This is a genomic window from Bradyrhizobium sp. SZCCHNS2022, from assembly GCF_032377575.1.
Lineage (GTDB): Bacteria > Pseudomonadota > Alphaproteobacteria > Rhizobiales > Xanthobacteraceae > Bradyrhizobium > Bradyrhizobium aeschynomenes.
Genome location: NZ_JAUHHZ010000001.1, coordinates 1,431,792 through 1,457,898, shown reverse-complemented (window position 1 = coordinate 1,457,898; position 26,107 = coordinate 1,431,792). Strand labels below are relative to the sequence as shown.

The 26,107-nt window shown below is 66.3% G+C and carries 9 protein-coding genes; 2 read left to right on the top strand and 7 right to left on the bottom strand.

Features of this window, described 5'->3' with window-relative positions; genetic code table 11:
- Positions 1–11: 11 nt before the first annotated feature.
- The 7 genes from QXZ94_RS06350 to QXZ94_RS06320 all read right to left on the bottom strand — a co-directional run bounded on the left by QXZ94_RS06350 (position 12) and on the right by QXZ94_RS06320 (position 23,209).
- A complete protein-coding gene (locus QXZ94_RS06350) occupies positions 12–13,949 on the bottom strand; it encodes a filamentous haemagglutinin family protein (protein WP_315719688.1) in 13,938 nt (4,645 codons plus the stop codon).
- Positions 13,950–14,209: 260 nt separating this feature from the next.
- Positions 14,210–14,977, bottom strand: a complete 768-nt coding sequence (locus QXZ94_RS06345) for an STN domain-containing protein (protein WP_315719687.1) — start codon at positions 14,975–14,977, stop codon at positions 14,210–14,212.
- Positions 14,926–16,539 carry a PEP/pyruvate-binding domain-containing protein gene (locus QXZ94_RS06340; protein ID WP_315719686.1) on the bottom strand — a complete coding sequence of 538 codons (1,614 nt, stop codon included), beginning with the start codon at positions 16,537–16,539 and terminating at the stop codon, positions 14,926–14,928. Before QXZ94_RS06340 ends, QXZ94_RS06345 begins: the two co-directional genes overlap by 52 nt.
- A gap of 11 nt (positions 16,540–16,550) precedes the next feature.
- Positions 16,551–18,476, bottom strand: coding sequence for a hypothetical protein (locus tag QXZ94_RS06335; protein WP_315719685.1), 1,926 nt, complete (start codon positions 18,474–18,476; stop codon positions 16,551–16,553).
- Positions 18,477–19,199: 723 nt separating this feature from the next.
- Positions 19,200–20,558 carry a carbohydrate porin gene (locus QXZ94_RS06330; RefSeq protein ID WP_315719684.1) on the bottom strand — a complete coding sequence of 453 codons (1,359 nt, stop codon included), beginning with the start codon at positions 20,556–20,558 and terminating at the stop codon, positions 19,200–19,202.
- A gap of 12 nt (positions 20,559–20,570) precedes the next feature.
- Entirely contained in the window at positions 20,571–21,578 is a 1,008-nt protein-coding gene (locus QXZ94_RS06325; protein WP_315719683.1) for a transporter, read from the bottom strand.
- 2 nt (positions 21,579–21,580) lie between these two features.
- Positions 21,581–23,209, bottom strand: a complete 1,629-nt coding sequence (locus QXZ94_RS06320; protein WP_315719682.1) for an inorganic phosphate transporter — start codon at positions 23,207–23,209, stop codon at positions 21,581–21,583.
- 241 nt (positions 23,210–23,450) lie between these two features.
- Here QXZ94_RS06320 and QXZ94_RS06315 point away from each other — a divergent pair, with 241 nt between their 5' ends.
- Both QXZ94_RS06315 and QXZ94_RS06310 read left to right on the top strand, forming a co-directional pair.
- Entirely contained in the window at positions 23,451–24,872 is a 1,422-nt protein-coding gene (locus tag QXZ94_RS06315) for a bifunctional enoyl-CoA hydratase/phosphate acetyltransferase (RefSeq protein WP_315719681.1), read from the top strand.
- A gap of 3 nt (positions 24,873–24,875) precedes the next feature.
- Positions 24,876–26,102: an acetate/propionate family kinase gene (locus QXZ94_RS06310; RefSeq protein WP_315719680.1), complete on the top strand. Its 1,227-nt coding sequence runs from the start codon at positions 24,876–24,878 to the stop codon at positions 26,100–26,102.
- Positions 26,103–26,107 lie beyond the last annotated feature (5 nt).

Genomic DNA, 26,107 nt, shown 5'->3' with positions numbered 1-26,107 from the left:
CGGAGCAAGCATCACGGTTGGGACCGACACTGTCCCGAGCCCTCGGTGCAGTCCTGCTGTGTGGCGCCGCTGCCCTGAGGCGGCGTCGCGCCTCCGCCATTGCGCGCGGGGGCCTCACCGCCAGAGTTCGCCTGGCTGCCGCCATAGCCGAGCACTTCGACGATGATGACGGAGGCCCGCCCGTCCGCGGACGACTGCTGCGACGGTGCGAGCTTCTGCGGCGCGGCCGCGGTATTGTTGCCGAGAGTCAATGCCGCCACCGGCGGCGGCGCCACCGTGGGAATGCCCGTCGCAGAGCCCTGCACATTGATGTTGAAGGCGTTGAGGATGCGCGCCGCACCCAGACTGAGATCGCCGGCGACACGGATGCCGGCCGAGCCTGCGTCGATCGTGCCCGTCGGCGCGTACAGGTTGACATTGCTCTTCGTCGGGTCCTGTCCGTTCAACGTGATCAGCGCTGCGATACCGGCACCGGTCACCAGCCCGGTCGGATTCAGGTAGCAATAGCCGTTGGCGTCACAGATGGTCTGCTGCGGCGCACTTGCCGCATAGGTCTTGGAGCCCTGCCCGGCGTTGATGTCGCCATTGGCGGAGAACATGTCGATGTCGCCGCCTTGCATGGTCATCAGCCGGCTCTGCGCAAGCTGGATCGTGCCGTCGCTGTAGCCGCGGATCGTCCCGCCGGCGAGCGTGAGTATCCCTTCCTGGATGGGAGACAGCAGGTCACGTCCATTACGACCGACATTCATGTTGCCACCTGGCACCAGGATGTTGATGTCGCTGCCCATCTGTGTCTCGAGCACCGAGCCGCCGAGCGAGATCGTGCCGGTCACAACGCGGCTGGCAGCGCCATTGACGCCGTTGACAGGGCGGTTATCGGTGTAGCCCAGCGCCGCCGGGAACAGCGTCGAAATCGCAGCATAGGCGCGGCCATACTCCCCGGCATACGCGCTCGCCGGATCGTTGCGATCCTTGCCGACCCGGATGAGGAAGTCGTTGAAGCTGCGGTCGATCGCGAGCTTTTCGCGCAAGGTCGGCATGTCGCCTCCGACGGCGATGCTAGAAAATCTCGCACTTGCCGCCTCCCTGCTGATGCCGAGCGCGCCGGCGATGTCGGCCAGGAAATCAAACCCGACGGCCTGCGGAGACTGCACGACGTACTGATTGACGAAAGCCACGTAGTTGGCACGCGCGCCAGTTCCGAAATAGTCGCTCAAGGCTTGGTCGACCAGCGCGTGCTGCTTGCCGATGGCGAGCGCGTTGAAATCACGCCAAGCCTGCGCCCGCGCGGCATCGTCCCAGCTCTTGGCAGGATCAACTCCGTCGTTCAGCTTACCGGCGATGAGCCGTAGCAGATCGATTCCACTGGTGGAGGACCGGACCGGATCGACATACTCGGCGATGGCAGACGCATAGTCCATGAGCCGCGGCTTCACGCCTGCCAGGACGTAGATGTCGGCGCTCTGGTTCGGCAGGTATTTGACGAGCTTCCCTGGTACGTCGGCATTGGTGCCGTAGTTGCTGCCATTGCCGGCCGCAATCAATCCTGCATAGCCGCTCGCGCTCTGGCGGAGCGGACCGATGTTGTGCCCGGCCTGGACCAGCCACGATCCCGGACCATAAAGAGTGTAGGACCCGCCGATGATCGAGTTCCCGGCCACCAGCGAGGTGACATCGTCGGTGTTGTTGTTCTGGAAGGTGATGGTGGCGTTACCTGCGTTGCTTTGCGGAACACCGTCGACCACGGATGTGAGGACGAATTGAGAGAGGATGTTGTTGCCTGCGGTTACGTCGGCGGGCTTGATCAGCGTCAGGGTACCCGTGCCCGCGAACGTGATGTCCTGCCCGGCGGCGATGATGACGGGCGTGGGATCATTGGCGTGCAGCGCCTCGGTCAGATCCGCAAGCGGCCGCCCGAGCGGATTGATGTAGTTCGCGGCGGAGCCGGCCCCACCGTGCACGTACCTGCTGGATGCACCGGTTGCTAGATCAAGCATGACGAGTCCCGAGCCGGCGCCGAAGTTGATCGACTGCGCGGCGATCAGCGCCAGCGTTCCGGAGACCGTTCCGTCGTAGCTCGGGATCGGGACGATGTTGATGCTCTGCCCACCAATGACGATCGATCCGTTCAAAGCCGCAACGTCGAGCGTGGCGGGATAAACGATCGGCGCGTTGCTGCCCGTGACGGTGCCTCCCTTCGCCACGACCGCGCCCGCTGTGGCGGTCGCCAACGTGACATCGCCGGAAACGGCAGTCAGCGAAATCCCGCTCTGGGCGCCGTAGGTGGTGAACGGCGAGCCCATCCAGGATGACGTTGAGCTGGCGGCTCCGCCCGGCAGGCTGGTAACTGTGATGGGGGAGCTTACCGCGAGCTGAGCGGGATCATATGCCGACAACAGGTTGATGCTGCCGCCCGCCACCGCGCTGATGAAGCCGGTCTGCACCGCCAGGATCAGATCCAGAGGTTTGCTGGTCGGCGAGGTATTGGCCGACTTCGCTGTTGCATTAGAGTTTCCGGTCACCAGCGCCGCCGAAATCGACGAGTTGGGATCCGCGCTGATCGTGCCGCCGACCTTGATCCGGCCACTGCCAAGACCGACCAAGAAGTCGCTGCTCAGCAGATTGCCGCCGGCCTGCACCACCAGATTGCCGCCGCCATAGGTGATCATGTGCGCCGGATCGTTGGCGTTGAGGCCGCCGGCAACAACGAGGGTTTCCGGAAGCGAGACTCCGATCTGCTTGATGTCGCTCCCCGCCGATAGCGTCGCGTTGCCGCCGCCGAGCGCGCCGATGCCCTGGAAGAATGATGCGTAGTTGATCCAGGCCGCGGTCTGGCAGCTGTTGAACGCGGTACAATTGGCGAACGGTGTCGCCGTGCCGTTGCCCCAGCCTCCATGGAAGTACCAGTTACTCCACAGCTGCATGGAGCTCGCGTAATTTCCAGACGCATCGCTGATCGGCGTCTCGATGCCGACGATCGACTGACCAGCGGTGATGGTCACGGAGCCGCCGCCGATTGCCCAGGTGGGCGTGTTCACATAGCCGTTCGTGCAGGCGAGCCCGGCACAATTGTCTACAGGTGGAAGCGTCAGAGCGGTGAAGTCGGCAGGCGTCGATGTCGCGACCCCCGCCGTATAGACGGCGCCCGGCGCAGACTTGTCGAGCAGTTGGAAGTTGCCGGCAGCAGCGATGGTGATGCTTCCCGTGCCGGTGCGCACCAGTGTCGGAATCATCCTGAGAGATGTCGTCGTGGTCGTTCCCGACGTCGTCGTGACCGGCGAATACACATGACCGTCGATCGTCACGTTCCCGGTGCGGCTTGCCGTCAGCGTGGACACGGGAGCCACCGCGTAGGGATTCGCCGTGGTGTCGCGAGCGGAGGTGAACGCCGCGCCGGCGACCAGGTTGATCGAGAACGAGCCGCTGTTGACGCCCGGAATCCGCGACATGAGATCCGCGGCCGCCGTCGTGTTGTAGTCCGCCACATTGCCGGACCGCGCGGGATTGTTGGCAATCAGGTCGGCAACGGCCACCGACCCGCCGAAATAGTCTCGGGTTTCAAAGAAACCGTCGCTGATGCTCGCCTTGACCGCAATGTCGTTGACGGTTCGCAGGGTCAATGATCCCGGCTCGCCGGCCGCGGTGCGATAGGCCAGCGGCGTCTGGGCCGTCGCGACCAGCTGCCCCGTGTAATTCGTGTAGTTGGCAAGGAGCTTGCCTGCGGCGTCGGTGACGACGGTGTTGGCGCTGACCAGAGTGCCGTTCACGGCCGTGAAGGCCGTGGCGTTCACCAGGCCTTTCACGCCGCCGAGATTCCAGTTGCTGGCCACGGTGATGTTGCCGGCATTGGTCGTGGTCGACGGGTTCGACAGAACGATCTCCGGCCGCACGTGCAGGATGGCGCCGAGGCCACCGGCAAAGTCGAACGCATCGCCGTTCCCCGCAGCGACCGAGCTCGCCAGCGACTTCTGGACGAAGCCGGTGAGCGTGCTCTGATAGAAATTGACGTGATTGGCATTGGCGGTGGTCGGCACGAAGATGCCGATGCCCTGGGCGACGCTGGTCGTCTGCGACAGCGAATAGGGCTGGTTGACCGTGTATTTGGCCGTCAGGCTCGCGCCATTTGCCGTGACGGTCGGGGCCGTGGCGTAGGTCGTGTTCGGATTGGTGGCGACGAGGCCGGCCAAGAGCAGGTTCGCGGTTACGGTCGCCGCCGTCGTGCCGCCCGTCACGGTCAGCGTAACCGGGCTGGTGTAGCCGATGGCCGCGGTATTGCTCACGGTGACGGTCGTGACGGTGCCGGCGCTGACCGTCACACCCGTGACGATCAGTCCGCTTCCTCCGGCGCCGCCCGTCAACGTAACCGTGACGGCATTGAGTGTCATGGCTGCATCGGAATAGCAGGTGAACGATGCACCACCACCTTTGCAATTGTTGCGAGATGCGGTGCCGAAGCCAGTCCCTCGGCTCGCGGCCGGGACCGACAGCGCTCCCGTCTGGGTCGTCATGATCGCGGTGGCCACGCCGCTGGCGCCTCCGACCAGAATCGTCGGCACCGCCGTGTAGGTCGTGGTCGTGCTGTAGCTGATCGTATCGCCGGAAATGACGGTGCCGGCGACGCGCGTGCCGGTGCCATCGAACCAGCCGGCGGGATCGATGATGCCGTCGAAATGGGTGGCGCCCGTCGTAGTGTCGGTGGTGCTCCAGGTTGCGTAGGCGTTCAAGGCCAGTCCGCCGCCGGGCGTCGAACCATTGGTCACGACGTTGCCTTTGAAGCGCACATTGACGGTGTAGTCGCTGAGCAGCGGCGCCCGCACGATGACCTGGCCGGCCGGGGCCGTCGGGCCGCCGCTGACATCCAGCAGCGCGCCCGCATCGACCTTGATCCAGCCTGAATTTGCGCTCGACACCTGCTGGAAGCCGTAGATGGGATCATATGCGCCCACTGTCGGCGTTCCGGTCGTCGCCAGCGTGATGGTGCCGCCGCTGGGATTGGTCGCCCCATGGTCGACCGAGGAATAGCGGTCGAACGTGGCGTCGCCCTGGCCGACGGCGCTTGCCAGCAGCCGTGCCGACGATTGGAGCCACACGCCACAGGTGGACGTGCAGCCCGACGCCGAGGGCAACGTTCCCGTGCCGAACAGCGAGATCTGGCCGCCGCTCAGGCCGCGCGCGTCGATCGTGCCACCGACATTGACGCTGCCGCCATTAGCGGTCAGCTGGACATTGCGCGAGGTCAGGCTGGTGCCCGCAGCAAGCTCGATGTCGCCGGCCTGCAGCGTCCCCGTGAAGCTGCCGGAGAAGTTCGGGCTCGTGCCGTCGAGCGGCAGCGCACCGACCAGATTTCCGGCGAGCAGACTGAAAGTGCCGCCGAGATCGTTGAACCGCGCCGACCCGCTGAGCGTACCAGCCAGCGTGGCGGTCCCGGTCGCGCCGTTGTTGCCGGTCTGAATCGCGAGCGAACCTGCATAGCCGGCATACGGGTTGGAGACGTCGATGCTGGCCCCGACGATGCTGACATTGCCGAGATCGGACGTCAGCTGCACGCTGCCGGCCGGCGTGTCCACGAGCTGATTGTTCACCTGGAGCCGCAGCCCCGGAGCGTTGATCGCAGCGCCCGATGCAAGGACGACGTCGCCCGTGGCCGCCGCCATGCTGACCTTGCCGCCAGCGGCATCGATCTGTACGCCATTCTTCGCCGTGACCGATGCTCCCGTCAGGGCCAGACTGCCGCTGATGCTGCCATCGCCGGCCAACGTGCTGTTGCCATTCCCCTGCATCACGAGATTGCCGCGAGCAGTGACGGTCTGGCTTGCGCCGGCTTTCACCACGACGTCTGGCGCCGACAGGATGAGATCGGAGCCGCCCCAGACCGAGATGGTCGGTGCGCTGGTGTAGCCGGCGCCGCCATTGGTCAAGGTCAGCCCGGACACTGCCGAGCCGCCGAGCGTCGCGGTCGCCGTCGCACCGGAGCCGCCGCCTCCGGTGATGGTGACGATCGGCGCGTTCGTAAAGCCGGTGCCGCCATTGGCGACGGTCAGCGAGCCCAACGTCGTGACAGCCTGGGCTGCAGCGCCGGAGCCACCGCCGCCGGAAATCGCGACCGTTGGAATTCCCGTGAAGCCCGCGCCTCCCTGCACGTTCACGCCGACGACGCCGAACTGCGGTTGCAGTCCGACGGTCGGCGCGGCTGCGGTGCCGATCGCGGCGCTGGAGCCGCCGGTCGTGACCGTCAAAGTGAGATTGGCGAGCACGCCGCTGAAGCCGGAGCCGCCCGAGATGATGTTGACGCCGGTGATCGCGCCCGTCGAGCTGACCACGGCCGTTCCGGTCGCCGTGGCGCCAGTGACGGAGTCCTTGATGGTGATCAGATCACCGGCGCGATAGCCCGTTCCGGTGCCGGACGTCGACACGTTGAAGGACACGATGCCGAGCAGCGCCGTACCCGTCGCAGCCATTCCGCCGGAACCGGAGATCGTGACTGTCGGCACGCTGGTATAGCCGGTCCCGGCGCTGCTGATCGCGACCGAGCTGAGGTTGAACTTTGCCATCGCGGTGGCAGCGGCGGCATCGATGCTGCCTGTGCCGGCGAAGGCGATGCTCTCGGCCGCGGTCCAATTGACCTTGCTGAAGCCACCGAAGCTCTTGGCGCCCGTGCCTGCGGTGATCACCTTGGCTGCATTGAGATTGAGCGTGCCGCCCGCCCCTGCGGTGACGGTGGCGTCGGAACTGACGCCGGATGCGCCGCGGCTGTTGATCAGGGTGATGTTGGTGGCCGCGATGGTGGCGCAGTAGGCCGAGCAATCCGTTACACTGGCTCCTGCGGTGTTGTTGCCGATGCTGTAGAAGCCGGATCCATCGAATGTCAGCGTCCCGATCGGATTGGCGGCATCACCGAGCATGAGACCCGTCTGGGCGTAAAAATCGAAGCCCGCGTTGCTGCGCAGGGTCACCGAGGAAGCACCGGCAAACAGGCTATTGAACTGAGCCGATGTCAGATTCAGGCCGCTCGTTGCCAATCCTTCGGGACCGAAATTGAACGTGTTTGCTGCAATCGACAGGCTCGACGCCTTGAGCGTGACGCCGGCTGCGAGCGCGCCGCCGTTCACGCGATCAGGCGCAAATGCACCGGACCCGCTGGTGTCGATCATCAGCGAGTTGCCGGCCGTGATCACGACGCCGGCGCCGGCTACCAGTTGCGAGGTTCCGACGTTCGTGCCGATCGCAAAGCTGCCGGTGCCAATGGCGCCGCTGCGCGTGACCGAGACCATGCTGCCGTTCGAGACCCGCAGCAGCGCGCCGTCGCCGCTCAAGGCGATTTTGCGGCTCGTCCCGGAGACGGTGCCCTTCGTGCTCACGACGCTGCCGGCGTCGACGGTGAGCCCTCTGCTGCCGCCGGCCTGGGTGACCAGGATCATCTCAGGCCCGCTGAGCGGATGCTCCGCATCGGTGGCGACCTCGAGATTGAGCGCGACGGCCGTGACCGAGCCCGGAGAGCCGACGGACGCCGTGCCGCCGATCAGCACGCTGCCTGCGCCGAGGCTGCTGAGCTGGTCGGCGTCGAGGAATAGGTAGTTGGCGAACGCCGAGCTGGCCGTGAATCCGCCATTGGCGGCGACGGTTCCGAACTGGCCCAGCCGATCGCTGGCGACGACTGCAATGTTCGCGGCGGCAATGTCGATCTGTCCCGTGGCGCCCTGGACCGTCGGTGCGAGATCGCTGCTGCCGGCAGCGAAATTGTTGCTGCCGCCGAGGGTCAGTCTGCTGGTGGCGCCGATCACGAGCAGACCGCCATCGACCGGCAAGGCGGTCGGAGCAAGACCGTTGTTGACCGTATAGTTCGAGAAATAGCTGGTGCCGCTGGTGATGTTGATCTTGGAATATTGCTCCCACACTGCCTGCGATTGCAGCTGGAACAGAAGCGTTTGCGACGAGCGGGACCCGGTGATCGCATTGCCCAGGGAGCCGGTCATGTAGACGGAGCCGTCGGCACCAGTGAAGCTGCCGGGCGATGTGCCATTGCTGGTCGTGTACTGGACCACGCGGTAGGCGCCGGGCAGTGTCGCGTACATGCCCGGGAGCAGCACGTAGGTGCCGGCCGCGATTCCATTGCCGCCGCTCAGGGTGACGGAGGTCCCCGGCAGGATGCCGGTGGCGTTGTTCATCGCAGTAGCCGGGAGGCTGGACAGCTTGCTGCCGCTCGTCACCAGGCCAGCGGACGTCACGCTCCTTCCTGAATAATAGGGATAGGAGTTGAAGACCGGGTCGTAGGCGGCAACCTGAGCCTCATAGGCCGGCACCAGCGCATAGACCTGACGTCCATCGGCATATGTCGACGAAAAACTGGTGCTCGTACCGCTCGAGGTGACCGTGGAGACCTGCTGGTAGTTCAGAAGGACGTTGCGTGTCCCGCCCGTCCCCGCGACATACTCGACTGCATAGACGTCGCCGCCACCGCTTGCATCGATGCTGCCGCCGAGCGCGACCGACGCACCGTAGATGCTGATCGACTTCGCCGGCGCCGCCGTTTGCTGCGTGACGGGATTTATCGAGGCGGTGGTCGCGTTCGCATTCAGGTCGAGGCCATAGTACCAGGTGGCACCATCGACCGTGTAGCCATAGGGGATGTCGAGCCCGCCGGTCGAGACCGCGGTCAGGCTGCCGGCTCCGAGCGTGACCGATTGGGTCTGGACCAGCGCTCCCGAATAGCTCGTGGCTGATGAGGACACCGTCGCCCGTGTCACCGCCAGCGGCATGTCGGCGGCCGAGCGCAAGCCGACGACGATGCTGCCGAGCGGCGCCCACAACGTGCCATCCTGCTCGATGTTCTGCGCGTCCAGCACCAGCGTTCCGCCAGCCGACAACGGAGCGCTCGGCGAGCTGCCGGCATATTGCTTGATCGCGAGCGTTGGTGAGGAGTCGCTGACGCTCATGGTCGACATCAGCAGAAAGGCGGTGCTCGTGGCCGGGAAGATCTCCGCCGCGGTGATGGTGAGCCGGCCCGGAGTGACGAAGGAGCCGCCGAGCGCCGAGCCCGTCGGCACGAGCGTTTCGCTGCCATAGCGGCCGGGCAGCAGCCGCACCGAGCCGGCCGTGGTCAGCATGGCATTGGCCACGTTCACCAGCGACAGATTGCCCTGGAGGTCGATCCATTGCGTGACGAAGCGGCCATGCGAGACTCCGTCGGAGCCGACATAAAGCGTGCCGTCCGCGATGTTCCTCACCGCGGGGGACGAGGTCAGTTGTTCGGCGGTCGTTCCCGCCAACCGGATGTAGCCGGCGTCGAGGCTGACGGTCGCGCCGCCGACACTGGCCGGCGTGCTGGACAGGCTGGCGAGGGTCGAGCCCGCCGGAAGGATGCTGATGAGATTGCTGCCGCTGTGGAGCACCAGCGATCCGGGCACATGGATGTCCGTCGAGCCGGCGAAGCCGATCGTCGCCGGCTTTGCGATGCCTTGGAGATAGCCGCCCGATGAAAGGGTGACAGAATCGAGCCCGCTGCTGTTGATCATGTCGGCGGTCAGCGTGACCGTCGTCGACGGCGTCGCTGATCCGCTCTGGGCCACGAGAACGCCCGACCTGATCCCGACCACCGATTGCGTGTCGGAATTGTAGACCGCGCCTGCGAAGACCGACGCGTAGGGCGCAAGCGTCTCGGGCAGGATGAAATCCCCGAGCGACAGCGATCCGCCTGCAGCGAGCGCCGAACCTCCCGCCGCAGACAGGCTGCCGCCGAGATGGACGGTGAAGCCTCCGACCTGCAGAGCACCGCCATTGCTCCACACCGCCCTGCTCTCGACGTCGCGGCCGGTGGGAAGCTCGATCACACCCGCCGCACCGGCGATGTTGATCACCGCGCCCGGCTGCACCTCGACCGTGTTGTTGCTGAGCAGCGTCACCGTGCCGCCATCATAGACCGTGCCCGTCGCATAGCGGGTCACCGTCTGGTCCGGCACGAACACGCCGCTGGCGTCGATGATGCTCCCTGCCGCGATGGTGAGATTTCCCGGGCTCGCGATACTGATCGTCCCGCCCTGCGCCCGGACAGTACCGGCCACGGTCGTGGACGCAGTGTTGGAGACCATCATGACCGAGGCGCCTGCGCCGGCTGAAATGGTGCCCTTGAAGCTGATCGCCTGATCGGCGACGATGTCGATCGATCCGCCGGGATCGGCCGTGATCGTGGCGCCAGTCCCGACGGCGATGCCGCCGGTCACGGTGGCGAATCCGGACTGCGACAGATCGATGCCGGATTGTTTGAGCGACAGACTGAGCGGCTTGCGCAGGCCGTCGACGACCGTCCCAGCCTGCGCGAAGTCGCGGGCGCTCCCGGCGCTCGTGTCCCGCGCGGCGAGCGATCCGGACGCCGGCGCGAGCAGATTGGACTGCCTCAGCGTCAGGACGGTGTTCGCGGCGACGTTGACTTCCGCCAGTCCGATCAGCGCGTAGCTGCCGAAGCCGCCACTATTGAAGAAGGAGGTCGGGAGGCTGATCTCGCCGACGCCGCTGCTCTGGGTTTCACCCGCGCCGTAGGAGATGGCCCCGGTGCCGCCGACCTGGACATAGGGCGCCTGCAAGGTGAACGTGCCACCGCCGGAAAAACCCTGGGCGAAAATGCTCCCGTCGAGATAGGTGTTGGCGCGATTGCTGAGCGGAGCAAGCACCGTCGTTCCGCCGCCGTTGTCTGCATAGTAGTAGAACCCTGTTCCCGCCGCGACAATGACCCCGGCGGGACCTCCGATGGCGGTCGCCGCGACGCCGTAGATCGGCGTGGTAAACGACGCGCCGTCATAGGTCTTGAGGGCCACGCTGCCGCCCTTCCCGAGCGGCAGCCCGTCAGCGCCCTTCTTCATCGTTCCGGTGCGATCGACATAGCCGCCGCTGGATGCATCGATCACGCTTCCCTGCGCCAATCTGATGCTGCGCGTCGTGTCCTGGATCGACGTGATGCTGTAGAAGAAGCCGGTGCTGAAATTCATGCCTGCGGTCGTCGTGCCGCTGCTGATGAGCTCCGATGCGAAGACCTCGCTCGCGATCGTATTGATCGTGACCGAGCCGCCGTTGACATAGGCCGATCCAAGCAGCGAGCCCTGGTCGGCACCGCTGTCGTTGACCCATAGTCCGCTGACGTTGAGTTCACCGGTGACGAGAATATCCTGAAGCGCGACGGACTGCGGGATGCCGCTTGCGATCGTCAAGCCGGTCAGGGAGATGCTGCCGCTCCGGGCCGTGATCGTTCCATCGATCCGCGCGACATTGCCGAGGGTCACGCTGCCGCCCGGCCGCACGGTGAGGGCAGCGTCCGCAGTCATCTGCAGCATGGCATTGCTGCCGGTGTTGATGCTGATGCTGCCGAAGGCGGAGTCCGTCAGGAGATCGCTGAAGATCGGGAAGGCCTGGGTGCCGTCGGCAAGCCGGGCCAGCGTCGGCGTCCAGGACGAGCCCAGCTTGAACGTCGACAGTCCGAACGGATCCAGTCCGGCGTCAGCCTTCGGCTCCAGCAGCACGGTGTAAGTGGCGGCATTGGTGCCCGACAGGGCAATGCTGAGGCCCGCGCCATTCGGCATGGCCTCCAATCCGGCGCGCTGGCGTTCGCCGGCGACGATCGCCGAGGCGAACGATCCCTCCAGAATCGGCGCCGCGGCGCTGAAGCCGACGCTGCCGGCGCCGCGCCCGGAGATGTAGCCCGGATCATAGGAGCCGCGCGACAGGATGCTGGCGTAGGTCTCGCTGACGCCCCAGCGGGCGTGATCGACGCTGAAGCCGCCGAGAGCCGTGAAGCTGAGATCCGACGGAGCACTGCCGATGTTGTAGACGCGCCCGTTAGATCCGATCACCCGCGTCGTGCCGACGAACCCGGGAGCATACTGGACGTAGCCGCCGGAGAGATTGATCGACGATCCCGGCAACGTGATCGCGTTTTGCCCCGCCGAGATCGAGAGCTTTCCGCCCGTGGTCAACAGCTCGTCGATGGTCTTCGGAATGAGACCTGTATAGCCCTGCGCATTGAGCAGAGGCGAGCCGACCCAGGACGAGCCGTCGGCTCGGGTCCCACTCAGCCTGGAATCGATGGTGACGGTGCTGCCGATCAGACCGCGGGCCAACGGCGTGTCGGCGACTTCTGCGGCGGTCACCTTGAAGGTCAGGAGATAGTTGGAGGTCGGCAGGACCACTCCCGCCAGACCCGACAGGTCGATGCTGCTGCCCGATTCCAGCAACACCGTGCCGGTCGTCCCGACAACGGTGCTCCCGCCACTGCTCGTCACTCCGGCGGCCAGCTCGACCGCCGCTCCGGGCGCCCTGAGCAAGGCGCCTCCAGCACCGTCCGCACTGCCCTGCAGATCGATGTCGCCGCTCGCCTTGATCGAGATCTGCGGCTGGACGTTGGCCGCGAAATAGGTCGACGTGGCCGTGCTGGTGGGGATGGTGCTGCTGGTCTCATCCGGCAGGATCGTGGTCAGGCTGCTCTGTCCCAGCACGATGCTGCCGATCGCGCCATTGGCGATCGGCGTCGTGTAATATGTGTTCAGACGGATGGAGCCTGGCCGATTGACGCTCGTCGTGGCTTCGATCACGCCCAATTGGCGGATGCTGTCGGCCACCACGCTGACGGCGCCGTCGTTCGACAGGATGAGTCCATCGTTCGTCGCGAGAGCCCCGTTGGGTAGCGCCGTGGCAAGCGACTTGGTGGCCACCGCGGGCGACAGCTGGATGGAGTCGCCATTCGTGTTGACATAGACTTGAGTTGTGCTCGGCGAGAACGACGATGCCGTCAGGGCCTGCGCCACGCCCGTCGCGCTCGACGACGGCTCGGTGAGGACGATGCCGCTTCCGGCCGCCAGGATGATCTGGCCGTTGTTGGCGGTCAGCGTGCCTGAATTGGTGACCGTCGGTCCGATCAGAGCCAGAAAACCGTTGCGGGTGGTCGAGGCCGCCGCATTGATCGTGATGTCCGCCCCCGGCTGCACCAGGATGCCGCCGCCGCCGACCGATCCCAGCGTCTGGTCGCCCATCACGAACACGGCAGATCTTCCGCTGGCCACGGCCACGCCGGAGTTCGTGGCCGGCGTGACGAAGAGGCCGTTCTGCGCGAAGTAGTCGTTGGCACTGCTTTCGTTGGCCGGCGCCGCGAACGAATAGGACGTCCCGTTCGCGCTGACGCTCTGCGGGCTGTAGTTCGGGCTCGCGCCGGAGAAGACCGAGGCGGCCGCTGCGACCGATGTTCCGGCGATGTCGTTGGTGGTCGCGATCAGCGAGCCGACGTTCACCTGGCTGCCGCCGCCGAAGATGATGCCGTTCGGGTTGATCAGCAGCACGGTGCCGTCGGCCTTGATGTTGCCGAGGATCTGGCTGGGCCTGCCGGTGGCGTCCACGCGGTTCAGCGCAATCCAGCCGGGATTGCCCTGCTGGTTGTAGACCAGCGTGGTGTTCTTTCCGACATTGAACTGGTACCAGGTCATGATGGCCTGGGGCGCGGTCTGGTTGATCGTGACGGTGGTCTGCCCGTTGGCCGCGCTCGCCTGCACCGGCTGATCGGCGCCGACCCACAAGTTGGTTGACGCTCCGGCTTGCGCGGCATTGATGACGCGCGGATCGACGACGAGCCCGCCGTGCGACAGACCATCGGTGACCGCCGGCAGACCGTTGCCGAGACTGGTCGAAGCACCGGCCGTCGCGACGTTGCGGGCGGCCGCCTGGGCCGCCTGCATCGCCTTAAGCATCGCGGCCGCCCTGGTCATGGCGTCCTGCGACTGCTTGGCGATCGTCGCCGCCTGCTGAGAGGTGGCCGATGCCGCAGCACTCGCCGCCGCGGCCGCAGACGCCGCCCCCGACGCACCGAGCGGACGAGCCTGGACGGCAGCGCCGTTCATGAGCAGCGCGACGGCACTCACGCAGCCGAGCCACAGCAGCCGGTGGAAACGAGCCGGAGCCGCTCGCGTGGCTTGCATGAGCGCGATCATCGGAGCGGGCAGAGGTTGCCTGATCTCGCTTGACGAGCGCGAGGCACGCCATTGGCGCGGCGCCGCCGTCGCAGCGCGCTTCGCCTGCGTTGACCTGCCCTGCGCCATCATCCGCTCCTGACTTCAACGTGATCATCGAGCTCGCCGGCCGGTCGCGGCTCGGCTCACTGCTGAACAGACGATCGATCGGGGCCAGCACTGAAAGAGTTTTGGCCGGGAACATCAGGCGAGCCGTGGGGCGCAGGGGGTCAGTGCGTCCTGACGCTGACGCCGATCCGCACCGGCTGGGCCATTCCCGGCGGCTGGGGACGGCTGATGGTGAGGCCGCGGAGCGCCGCAACCAGGGCCGTGTCGCGCCCGGGATCACCCGTCGTACTCGCCACCATGACCTGGTCGATGGTGCGCTCGGAACTGATCCACAGGTTCACGACGGCGCGATAATTGCCGTCGCGCGTCCTGGGATTGTTGCGCAGCGCGTTGTGGACGTCGATGCGCACGGAGTCGCTGAACTCCTGCGACGGCGCCGATCGCGATGGTCCGCCCTGGACGTGCATCGTGCCCAGCGACAGGTCCGAGCCGAAGCGCGGGGCGGCGCCCTCCACGCGCGCGGGCGCGTCGAGGGTCAGCGTCACCGCACCGGGACGGCTGTACTGCACCTTCAGATCCGTCCCCGCCAGCAGCCTCATCAACGCGTCATGCGAGGTATAGCGCCCGTCGACCGCAGCGGATTGCCGCCCTTCGGCGGACTTGCTTTCATACAGCAATTGAACCCCGGCCAGTTGGCCGAAGGCCTGCAACGCAGCCGCCAATGGCTGTGCCGGGATCGAGAACAAGCGAGGCTGCTCATCTCCGGCAGCTTCACCGGCATGACTTGCCGCGCCGGCGAGGAGAACGAACGCGGCGACAACGAGACGCCACGAAGCAGCACGACGCATCGCGCTCATCCCTGTCCCCACGTCATGAGTCACGCAGCCGGCGCCGCGCCTGAAACACTGTTGGCGTGCAGCGAGCGCCATGTCGACAGCTCCGCAAGCTCGGCTTCCGGCCGCCGCGCAACGATGTCGCCGCGCCCCAGATACAGGCAGCCGGCATTGCCGTCGATCGTGATCCAGTCGCCCGGCGAAACCACGGTGTCGCCGATCCGCGCCAGCGGCGCTTCGCCATCGATTCGAAGCGCGGCACATCCGACGACGCACGGCTTCCCCATCTGGCGGGCGACGAGAGAAGCATGCGCGGTGCGAGCTCCGACGGAGGTGGCGATCGCCGACGCCGCGGCGAAGCCGGCGATGTCGGCGGTGCTGGTGTCGTGACGGATCAGGATCACCGGATCACCGGATGCCGCGAGCCGCTCCGCGGACGCACTGTCGAACGCCGCCCGCCCGGTTGCGACGCCGCCCGAGGCCGCGACCCCGACGGCAGCCGGCTGGCCGGTCGCGACGAGCGAGGTCTCCGTCAATGCCTCGAGACCGACACCTTCCATCCGTTCGAGAGCCTGCTGCGGCGTGATCAGCTGCTCGTGCACCAGGTCGACTGCGATGCGCAGCGCGGCGCGCGGGGTGCGCTTGGCGGCGCGCGTCTGCAGGATCCACAAGCGGCCTTCCTCGATGGTGAACTCGATGTCCTGGACGTCGCGGAACTCGGCCTCCAGCAGCTTCAGCGTGGCGCGCAATTGCCGTGCGACGTCCGGCAGCGTGCGGGACAGCGCGGCCTCCGTCTCCGGCGTCCGTCGGCCGGACACCACGTCTTCGCCCTGCGAGTCGAACAGGACGTCGATCACCGGCGCGTCCGCGCCCGTCGAGGGATCGCGCGAGAAGGCAACGCCCGCTCCCGAGGACGTGCCGCCATTGCCGAACACCATGGCCTGCACTGTCACCGCCGTGCCCTGGAGATCCTCCAATCCCTGGAGCTGTCGATAGGTCCGCGCCCGCTCGCTGGTCCAGGAGCGATAGACCGCCCGCGCCGAGCGCTCCAACTGGACCGCAGCATCCTCCAGCCAGCCGTCCTCATCGGAATCTTCCAACAACCGTCGCTCCTCGCAGGCCAGCCGCTCCAGCGCCTCGCTGTCCAGCTCACGCTCGTTGGCGACGCCCTCTGCCGCGATCATCTGGTTCAACCGCTCAGTCAGCGGCGCAGGATCCATCCCGATGACCGTCTCCGCATAGCTCTCGAGCAAGCGCCGACGGCAGTCCCAGGCCAGCCGTGGCCGCCCCCTCGCTCGCACCAGGCCGCGCACGGCCCGCGACGTGCAGCCGACATTCAGCACGGTGTCGAGCATGCCGGGCATCGACCGCGCCGCGCCGGACCTGACCGAGACCAGCAACGGATTGCGCGAGCAGCCGAACGACTTTCCGGTGGCCTGCTCGAGAAACGCGATGCCCGCCTTCAAACCGTCGACGAGCTGACGCGTCGCGTGGCCCTTCCCTGCAACGACGTCGGCGCAGAGCTGCACCGGCAGCACGAAGGCCGGCGGCACCGGCAGATCCAGCGCCGCCATCCGTGCCAGATTTGCCGCTTTCGCTCCGACCTCTTCGGCGCCGGGCAGCTCACGCCGGCCATCGCCAATCCGTATGATCGTCATTGCATCATTCCTCACGCCGAGAGGTCACTCATCGTATAGCGCCGCAGCAAATGGCCGAAGCTCGCCAGGCAATCGGTGGCGCGCTCGATCGCACGCGCAAGCTCCAGCGCTGCGAGCGAGGCGGTGATGTCGAGGCCACCGGAGAACACCAGCGCCGTAATCTCGCGCTCCCTCGCATCCGCCTGATGCTCAGCATCCATCAGGCGCGCGACGGCCGCCAAAGCATCCTCCGAGTCCGCGCGGCGGCCCTCTTGAACCTCGGCCGCCGCGGCGAGGCCGGCCGCTGCATGCTCGGTTGCAGTCACCCCAATTCCGGCGAGCGCCTGCAGTGCGGCTCCGATCTCCGGCTTCATCTGGCCCGGCGTCAGAGATGCGATGAACGCGGCCTGCTCCAATTCGTCGATCGCCTGCTCGACCCGGTCGACCAGATCGCCGATCACCGGCCGCGCATTGAGCCGGGTGATCTCCGCACGTGCCTCGATGGCGATCCTGTCGGCCTTCTGCTCGATGCGGCCGGCCCGCTGCGCGAGTTGCTTGACCGCGACGGGACCAGATTCGCTGATCGCGAGGCATTGCTGAACCAGCGCGGCGACGTCCCGCGACAGACCGATCTGCCGCAGCACCATGGCGAGCAATCCGCTGTCGACGCGGTCCAGATGCCTGACGAGATCAGCGCCGATCCGGTCGCGCGCGAGTCGCGACGACTGTCCTTCCAGCAGCGCCTCGGTCGAGATCTGCAGGCATGCCTTGAGAAAGCTGATCGCGGCCTCCCGTCCCAGCACCTGATCGAGTCGCTCGCCGAAACCGATCCGCGTCGGCGCGGCGCTGCGCACGGCTGCACCGAGCAGCTCGTTGCCGCCGAGTTCCAGGAAGCCGCGGTGGCCGATGCGCTGGCGCGCCGCCCATTCTAGAATGCGAACCGCATCGGTCTTGGCGACCCAGCTGCGCAGCAGCTTGCGCGCCTTGTTCCAATCGATCAGGAACACCAGCGACGCCCCGATGGCGGCCAGCAGGTCGTCGCGATCGTCGGGTCCGCCATACTCGTAGGATCCCGTGACGAGGTAGAAGGTCCCCTCGTCCTCGAGTCCGGCAGCCGCATGCTTGTCGAGACCGCTCCATTTCAGCGCACGACCTTCAAACAGCGACACGAAGAATTTCGCGCGGGCCAGGTGAACGTCCGTGTAGGTGATCGTCACCGCGCTGGCCGTGACCACGATGACGATGACATGCGCGTCCGTCGTGCCGATGTCGTTCTGGATCACCAGGCGTTCGCCGGCCCGGATCGCGGTGGCATCGAGCCCGGGGTGGTTGAACTTGAGCGGTCGCGTCTCGCCGAGGCCGCGCATGAAGCTTTCGATCGGCGCGCGATCGCCCTCCTGCACGCCGAAGACATGCGCGCCGGCGATGACCTGCTCGGAATGGCTCGCGGCCAGACGGTTCAGCGCCTTGTGGAGGTCCATCACCAGCCGGTGCAGGCTGTCCGGCCCGTCATGATCGACCCCCGTCAACCGGCCGATGCGGGCGATCTCGATCTCCGGTGTCGCATCCAGATGCCCGGCGCTGCGGATCGAGGCCAGACGTCTGTCGAATTGCTGGCCGCTCGCCGTGTCGCCCGCGGCAACGGCGCTGATCATCGCGAGAATGTCGCTGTCGATGCCTTTCAGGAGCGGCGCGAGCCCGGGAGCCACGACCTTATCGTCGCCGGCGAGATGGGCTCCGCCGATCAGCGTGACCAGGGCTGCGTGGGCAAGTCCGGCGGCGCGGCTTTCCAGCGTGAGATCGGGCACGTCGCCGCGCGGGTCTCTTGCATGTTGGACCGCGGCCTGCAACGCGCTGAGGCGGAGCTTGATGCGATCGTTGGCGGCCAACCCTTCGGCCACCAGACGTGGCAGGAGGATGTCGGCTTGTCCGAGCTCTTTGACGATTTCAGTCTTCATGGGCCCGTGTCATCATCCATGTCATCGTTACGCGACGCGTTGGTAGCAGCCGCAGATGAAGAGTGTTTGCGCTGGATCATTCACTGAATTGTCACATTCACAGCAGAGCGCACGTCATGCCATGCGTCGGGATGCACTGTTGCTGGCATGTCTTCAGTTTGGAACAAGGTGATGCGTTCTCGCGGCGGATGGAGCCCGAGCCATGCGTATCGCATACCCTCATGACATGCAGGAGGGCGCAGGGAATGCCGGGCGAAGGCCTCGCCCATGGCCCGCCTGCGAAAGAAAATGCAGGCGGCAGGTACCACAGGTTCAGCCGACACTCCGGCATTCCCTGCGCGACGGGCTTACGGCTGCTTCGCGATCTCCCCGGTGCGCCGGCTTGTTGGCCACCGTCGTCAGCGCCGCGCGTCAGTAGCGGCGCGAACTTGACCTCAGCTTCGGGAGGCCAGGACCACGCGACTTGACCGTCCGCAAATGCTCGTTCGTCCGCACGCCCGACGAGGACATGCTGCGAGCTCTCGCGGCCATCGCATCCCCGCCTCGCGTGTCGTGACGATCGCGCGCAACGCCCCTTCCGAATGAGGCGGGATGAGCGGACAAAACCACACCTTCCGGAAAAACGCAAGTCTATTTTTTATTTTCCGAACCCAATGACGGTGCGCCCCGGATTTGCGAGTTTCACGCCCGGAAGCGGCCGCCGCATCTTGCGAGCATCGGCCCTCAAAAGGCCGCGGTGGTGCGCACGCCGAATACGATCGCATCGCGGATGCGCCGTGTCTGGGTCGGATCGCTGGGGTCGACCGCGCCGCCGCCGGGATGCATGACATACTCGACGATCGGCTGGACTGCGACGTTGGGAGTGACCTGGAACGAGTAGCTCGCCTCGATGACGGCTTCGAAATCGCGGACCGGCGTCGCGATGCCGGTGGACAGCTGGAGATCCTGATCGTAGCGGCGGACGTCGCGCGAGATCCGCGCATAGGTCGCGGCGATGCCGAACTTGTCTTCGGGACGTGCCGCGCTGAAGCCGGTGAACTGGATGCCGCCATCGATGTAGAAGCTGATGAGGTTGCGGTCGGAGGGGCTGACCGACGTCCTGATGAACAGGCCGGCGCCCTTCGCGGGATCCACGGAGCTCCGCATCAGCAGTTGCTCGACCACGCCGAACACCCCCTGATTGCGGCGCATCCGCGCCGGCTCTCCGGAGCTGAGCGGATCGGCCAGCGAGCGGCCGGCGGAGTCGAGATATTGGTTGTCGAACGAGCCGAAATGATACCAGGCGCCGGCCGCGATGGTGCCGGGCAAGGCCGTCGCGCCGAGCTCGAAATTGTACCTGAGCTGGCCGATCACCCAGGGCGGGTCCTGCACCCGGAACAGGATGCCGTGTGGATTCTTGAGCTGAGGATCGCCGGGGCCTGGCGGCGCCGCATCGCCGTTGAACACCGCGAGATAGCCGACGAGCTTCTCCGTCAGCTGTGCCTTGAGCCGGACGCCGGGCACCGCGAGCGGCGGCGATGGTCCGCCGCTCGGCAGGATGATGCCGGTGATCCCCGGCCATCCCAGCGCCGAATTGGCGAACAGGTCGTCATATCTGCTGTCGATGAACTCGATGTCGGACGGCTGCTGGCCGACGCGGACCTGAAGCCTGCCGCCGAGTAGCGCCTGCTCGACCCAGAATTCGTAGAGCCGGCTGGCCGGCAGCGCCTCGACGCCGCTCACCAGCATCAGATTGCCGACATAGCTGCGCGACAGGCCGTCGCCATGGATCTGGAAGGCATTGGCGTGGAAGGTCGCGCCGCCCCAGCCGACCAGCTTCTCCAGGTCAATGGTCGTGCCGATATCGAGCCGCCCGGTATAGATCGCGCCGTTGCGGACGCCGCCGATCGGGTTGGCGAAGGTCTCGCCGATATAGGTCAGGTTGAACTGGATGCCCCAAGCAGCGAGCTGCTGCCGGAGATCTTGTTGCCCCGCTACGGAAGCTCGATCGTCGGCCCGGGCCCCAGGCCACAGCGTGCAGGCTGCCAGCAATGCAAATGCGAACGACGAGACCTGCACTCTGACCGACGCTCGAAAAGTCACGCGACGCTCGCTCTATCTGATCAGGCCGATGCGCTTCATCAAGACATACGAGCCGAGAGCGGCGAGCGCCATCAGCAGAACGGCCGAGATGAAGCCAGTCTCGGAGTCCGTGAACGGCAATCCCTTGGTGTTCATGCCGAAGATGCCGGTCACCAGCGTCGGTGGCAACAGCAGCGCCGTCAGCACCGACAAGATCCGGAGGCTGTTGTTGGTCTGCTCCTCCATCTGCAGATGAAGCTCCTCCTGCAGCAGCCGGCTGCGGTCGCGCAGCTCGACGACCATATGATCGAGCGCGTCGAGCCGCTCGGCGAGATTGCGGGCGCGCAGCTGCAGCGCGGGCTTCGTGTCGGACGGCGCATTGCGGTCGAAGCGATGCAGCACGATGCGCAGCTCGGACAGATGCCGGTGCACTCTAACGCAGGTCCGGCGCAGGCGGCCGAGCGCGGGAAGCTGGTTGTCGCCCTCGTTCGACAGCAGCTTCTCCTCGATCTCGTCGAGCTGCTGCTCGAATCCGTCGACGATGTGTTCCATCGCCTCGGCGACATTTTCCACGATCCGCTCGAACAGTACGGCTGCGCTCGGCACACGCTGACCGGCTTCGAGCGACCGCCGCGTTACGTCCACCGCATGCAGGGCGTGATGACGTCCGCTGACCAAGAGACGCTCGGTCATGACGAAGCGCAGCCGCCCCGCCTCCTCCGTCGAACCGCCGATGTCGCGCGCGAGATCGGCGATCACGCCATGCACGCAGTCCTCGGTGCCATGCAACTGCTGAAAGCTGTCCTTCGACAGCAGCAAGGCGCGCGCGGCCGGCGGCAGCTCGGAATTGCTGAGCCAATGCACGGCGCGCGCATCGGCCAGATTGAAGTGCAGCCAATACCAGCCGTCGTGATCGAGATGAAACGGCTGGTCGTTGGCGAGCGGCTGGGGCGTGCCGTCCGCGGTGAAGCGGAAGGCCCACACCAGCCCCTCGAGGGGCGGCGCCGTCACGGCTGCAAGCGTCGCCCTGTCCGCGCGCATCTTCAGAAGATCCGGCTGAAGATCACGTAGAGCGAGCCCGACAGCAGGATCGCCGCCGGCAAGGTCAGCACCCAGGCCATCAGCAGGTTGCGGACGGTCGCCATCTGCAGGCCGGAGCCGTTGGCCGCCATGGTACCGGCGACGCCCGATGACAGCACGTGGGTGGTCGACACCGGCAGGCCGAACACGTCCGCCGCGCCGATCGTCGCGGCGGCGACGAGCTCGGCCGAGGCACCTTGTGCGTAAGTCAGATGCGACTTGCCGATCTTCTCGCCGACCGTGACCACGATGCGCTTCCAGCCGATCATGGTGCCCAGGCCCAGCGCGATCGCCACCGCGATCTTCACCCAGGTCGGGATGAACTTGGTCGCGCCGTCGAGCGAGGCCTTGTAGGCGTTCAGGGTCGCGATCTCGTCCTTGTTGAGGTCATTCTCCTTGTCCTTCATCAGGAAGCGGATCGCCTCAGAGGCCAGGTACATGTCGTTGCGGGTGTTGCCGACCGCTTCCGCCGGCACCTTGTTCAGCGAGCCGTAGGTCCGCACCTGGTCGCCGACATCCTTCACCAGCACGGCGAGCGAGGGATAGGTGCCCTCGTTGATCTTGCGCTGAGAGACGTAGAGCGTGACGGCAGGGCGCGGATCACCGATCACGTTGTAGCCGGCGGCCTTGGCGGCGATCACCTTGGAGGCCGCCTGCGACGTCTCCTGGAATTTGGCGATCTGCGACTCCGGCAGCGTGCGGTTCAGCGCGTAGGCGGTCGGCACCGTACCGATCAGGATCAGCATGATCAGGCCCATGCCCTTCTGGCCGTCGTTCGACCCATGTGCGAACGACACACCGGTGCAGGTCAGGATCAAGAGGCCGCGAATCCACCACGGCGGCGCCTTGACGCCTTCCGGCGCGGCATAGAGAGCCGGGTTGCGGACCAGGAATTTGAGAATGTAGAGCAGCGCGGCGGCGCAGAGGAAGCCGACCAGCGGCGACAGCAGCAGCGCGTAGCCGATCTCGGTCGCCTTGCTCCAGTCCACGCCGGAGGTGCCGTCGCGGCCGCGCAGCAGCGCGTTGGCGACGCCGACGCCGATGATCGAGCCGATCAGCGTGTGCGACGACGAGGCCGGCAGGCCGAAATACCAGGTGCCGAGATTCCAGACGATGGCTGCGATCAAGAGCGCAAATACCATGGCGAAGCCGGCGCTGGAGCCGACCTGCAGGATCAGCTCGACCGGCAGCAGCGAGACGATGCCGAAGGCGACCGCGCCGCTCGAGAGCAGCACACCGAGGAAGTTGAAGAAGCCGGACCACATCACGGCGAACTCGGCCGGCAGCGAATGGGTGTAGATCACGGTCGCGACCGCATTGGCGGTGTCGTGGAAGCCGTTGACGAACTCGAAGCCGAGCGCGATCAGGAGCGCCACGAACAGCAGCATGTAAGGCAGGTAGGTGGTCACCTTCATGCCGGTAGCGTCGACGTCGACATAGATGCTGTAGGCGACGAACATCAGTCCGGCGGCAAGAATGCCGAGGAAGAGGATCATCGTCAGCGGGTTGAAGCCCTTGTCGAGATTTGGCCGTCCGGCCGGCTGAATTGGCCGCTCGTCGCCGACGGCTTGGTTGACTGTGATTTCGGCCATGTGGCTCCCCGTTACCCCATACTTGGGAAGCCCGATTGTGGAGCGCGGATTTAAAGCGCAGATGACACACGGTCGCACCGCGATCGGAACGCTTGACGGACGACGCAGTCAATCAGCCGTCACGCTTGGATCGTATAGCCAGAGCTAGCCGTATCACGCCGCCGCTCCGTCCATCAAAAGACGCAGCAGACGTGCCGACAGACGCCGTCGAGTGATGCGACTTTCGGCAACGGAGCGCGAAATGACACCGACCATACGCAACAAGACCTGGGCGGAGCTCAAGGTCGGCGACACCGCGGCCATCGAGCGCAAATGCGCGATTCAGGACCTGGTCCTGTTTGCCCATGTTTCGGGCAATACCAATCCGCTGATGCTGCCGGACGGGAGCACCAATCATGGCACGAAAGATGTCGTGGCGCCCTCGATGTGGGTCGGATCGCTGATCTCGGCGGTGCTCGGCAACGTCATGCCGGGCCCTGGTACCTTGTATCGCTCGCAATCACTCGACTTCAGGAAGCGCGTGCATGTCGGCGACCGCCTGCGCATCACTGTGACCTGCTGTGAGAAGCGCGAGCAGCCCATCGCGGTGTTTCGCGCCGACATCACCGACCAGGCTGGCGACCTCGTCTGCGCGGGGCTTGCCGAGGTCGACGCACCGATGATCTCGATCGAGAGGCCCGTGCGCGAGCTGCCGGCGCTGATCGTCGACCATGCCGATCATTTCGCCAAGCTGATCGACCTCGCCGCGCAATTGCCGCCGCTCAAGACCGTCATCGTCTGCCCGGAAGATCACAACTCGCTGGCTGGCGCCCTGCTCTCGTCCGAACGCGGCCTGATCCATCCGGTACTGATCGGCGATCCCGATCGCATCTCCGCGGCGGCGCGCGCGATCGAGGCCGACATCAGCGGCTGGGTGCTGGTGTCGGAGACCGATCATCGTGCCGCCGCCGCCCGCGCCGTCGCGATGGTGCTGGCGGGCGAAGCCGGCGCAGTGATGAAGGGCGCGATCCATTCGGACGAGTTGCTCGCGGCGGTCGTGAAGAAGGATGGCGGACTGCGGACCACGAGCCGGATCAGCCATGTGTTCGCGCTCGACGTACCCACCCTCGACGAGATCCTGTTCATCTCCGACGCCGCGATCAACATCGCGCCGGATCTGCTGGCCAAGGTCGACATCATCCAGAATGCGATCGATGTCGCACGCGCCTGCGGGCTCGACCGTCCCCGGGTCGGCGTGCTTTCGGCAGTCGAGACCATCAATCCGAACATCCCCTCGACCCTGGACGCCGCGGTGCTGTCGAAGATGGCCGAACGCGGCCAGATCAAGGGCGGCATCGTCGATGGCCCGCTGGCCATGGACAATGCGATCGACATGGAAGCCGCGAAGACCAAGGGCATCGCCTCGCTGGTCGCCGGGCACGCCAATGTGCTGATCGTGCCGAACCTCGAGGCCGGCAACATGCTGGCCAAGGAGCTCACCTTCATCGCGCGCGCCGAAGCCGCGGGTCTGGTGGTCGGCGCACGCGTGCCGGTCATGCTGACCAGCCGCGCCGACAATGACCGCGCCCGGCTCGCCTCCTGCGCGCTGGCGCAGCTCTACCACCACTGGCGCCGCGAGGGCCGCGCCTTCACCGGCGCTGCGCAGGCGATGGCGGCGGAGTAGCCGATGACCGATGTCATTCTCACCGTCAACGCCGGCTCGTCCTCGATCAAGTTCGCAGCCTATGAGATCGGCGCCGGCGCGCTGCGCGCGGTCGCCAGAGGCCATATCGACGATATCGGTGACGACACGACGTTCGAGGCCGGCCCGGCCGGCGGGCCCGCCGAGATGCAGCCGATCGATGCGCCCAGGGGCACGGTCGATCACGGCGCTGCACTCCTTCTGGCGATCGACTGGCTGCGGCAACACGAACAGGGTTTTCAAGTCGTAGCGATCGGTCACCGCGTCGTGCATGGCGGGCCCGACTATGCCGAGCCGGTCGTGATCGACGCCGACACGCTGCAACGCCTGCGGCAATTCGTGCCGCTGGCGCCGCTGCACCAGCCGCACAATCTCGCCGGCGTCGCAGCGGCGCTGCAGGCTTTTCCCGACGCGGCGCAGGTCGCCTGCTTCGACACGGCCTTCCACCGCCAGCACCCGTTCATCGCCGATACCTTCGGACTTCCGCGACGGCTCTACGACGAGGGTGTGCGCCGCTACGGCTTTCACGGCCTGTCCTACGAATATGTCTCGCGGCGGCTGCGCAGCGTTGCGCCTGACCTCGCGTCGGGACGCGTCATCATCGCCCATCTCGGCAACGGCGCCTCGGTCTGCGCGCTGCGCGATGGCCGCTCGATCGCCTCGACCATGGGATTCACCGCGCTCGACGGCCTGCCGATGGGCACACGCTGCGGCCAGCTCGATCCCGGCGTCGTGCTCTATCTGCTCACCGAGAAGGGCATGAGCGCCGACGAGATCACCCACATGCTCTATCACGATTCCGGGCTGCGGGGCCTGTCGGGTCTCTCCAACGACATGCGCGAGCTCGAGGCGTCCGACGCGCCAGAGGCGCGCGAGGCGATCGACTACTTCGTTGCGCGGGTCCGTCGCGAGATCGCCGGGCTCGCCGCCACCATCGGCGGCGTCGACGCCATCGTGTTCGCCGGCGGCATCGGCGAGCATGCCTGGCACGTGCGTGAGCAGATCCTCGGCGACATGGCCTGGCTTGGCATCGCGCTGGACCGCGAGGCCAATGCGGGCAACGCGCAAACCGTGAGCCAGCCCGGCTCCCGAGTGACCGTGCTCGTCATTCCGACCGATGAAGACCGCATGATCGCCGAGCACACCGCCGAGATCCTGGGCCTGATGCAAGCCCCCGCGGACTCGATGATGCTCACGCGCCTGACCGCCTGACCAGA

What these genes read in the sequence shown, in the direction of transcription:
- QXZ94_RS06315 (WP_315719681.1), top strand. Translation starts at nt 23,451, where the DNA reads ATGACACCGACCATACGCAACAAGACCTGGGCGGAGCTCAAGGTCGGC.
- QXZ94_RS06320 (WP_315719682.1), bottom strand. Translation starts at nt 23,209, where the DNA reads ATGGCCGAAATCACAGTCAACCAAGCCGTCGGCGACGAGCGGCCAATT.
- QXZ94_RS06345 (WP_315719687.1), bottom strand. Translation starts at nt 14,977, where the DNA reads ATGGCGCTCGCTGCACGCCAACAGTGTTTCAGGCGCGGCGCCGGCTGC.
- QXZ94_RS06350 (WP_315719688.1), bottom strand. Translation starts at nt 13,949, where the DNA reads ATGCAAGCCACGCGAGCGGCTCCGGCTCGTTTCCACCGGCTGCTGTGG.
- QXZ94_RS06335 (WP_315719685.1), bottom strand. Translation starts at nt 18,476, where the DNA reads ATGAAGACTGAAATCGTCAAAGAGCTCGGACAAGCCGACATCCTCCTG.
- QXZ94_RS06310 (WP_315719680.1), top strand. Translation starts at nt 24,876, where the DNA reads ATGACCGATGTCATTCTCACCGTCAACGCCGGCTCGTCCTCGATCAAG.
- QXZ94_RS06325 (WP_315719683.1), bottom strand. Translation starts at nt 21,578, where the DNA reads ATGCGCGCGGACAGGGCGACGCTTGCAGCCGTGACGGCGCCGCCCCTC.
- QXZ94_RS06340 (WP_315719686.1), bottom strand. Translation starts at nt 16,539, where the DNA reads ATGACGATCATACGGATTGGCGATGGCCGGCGTGAGCTGCCCGGCGCC.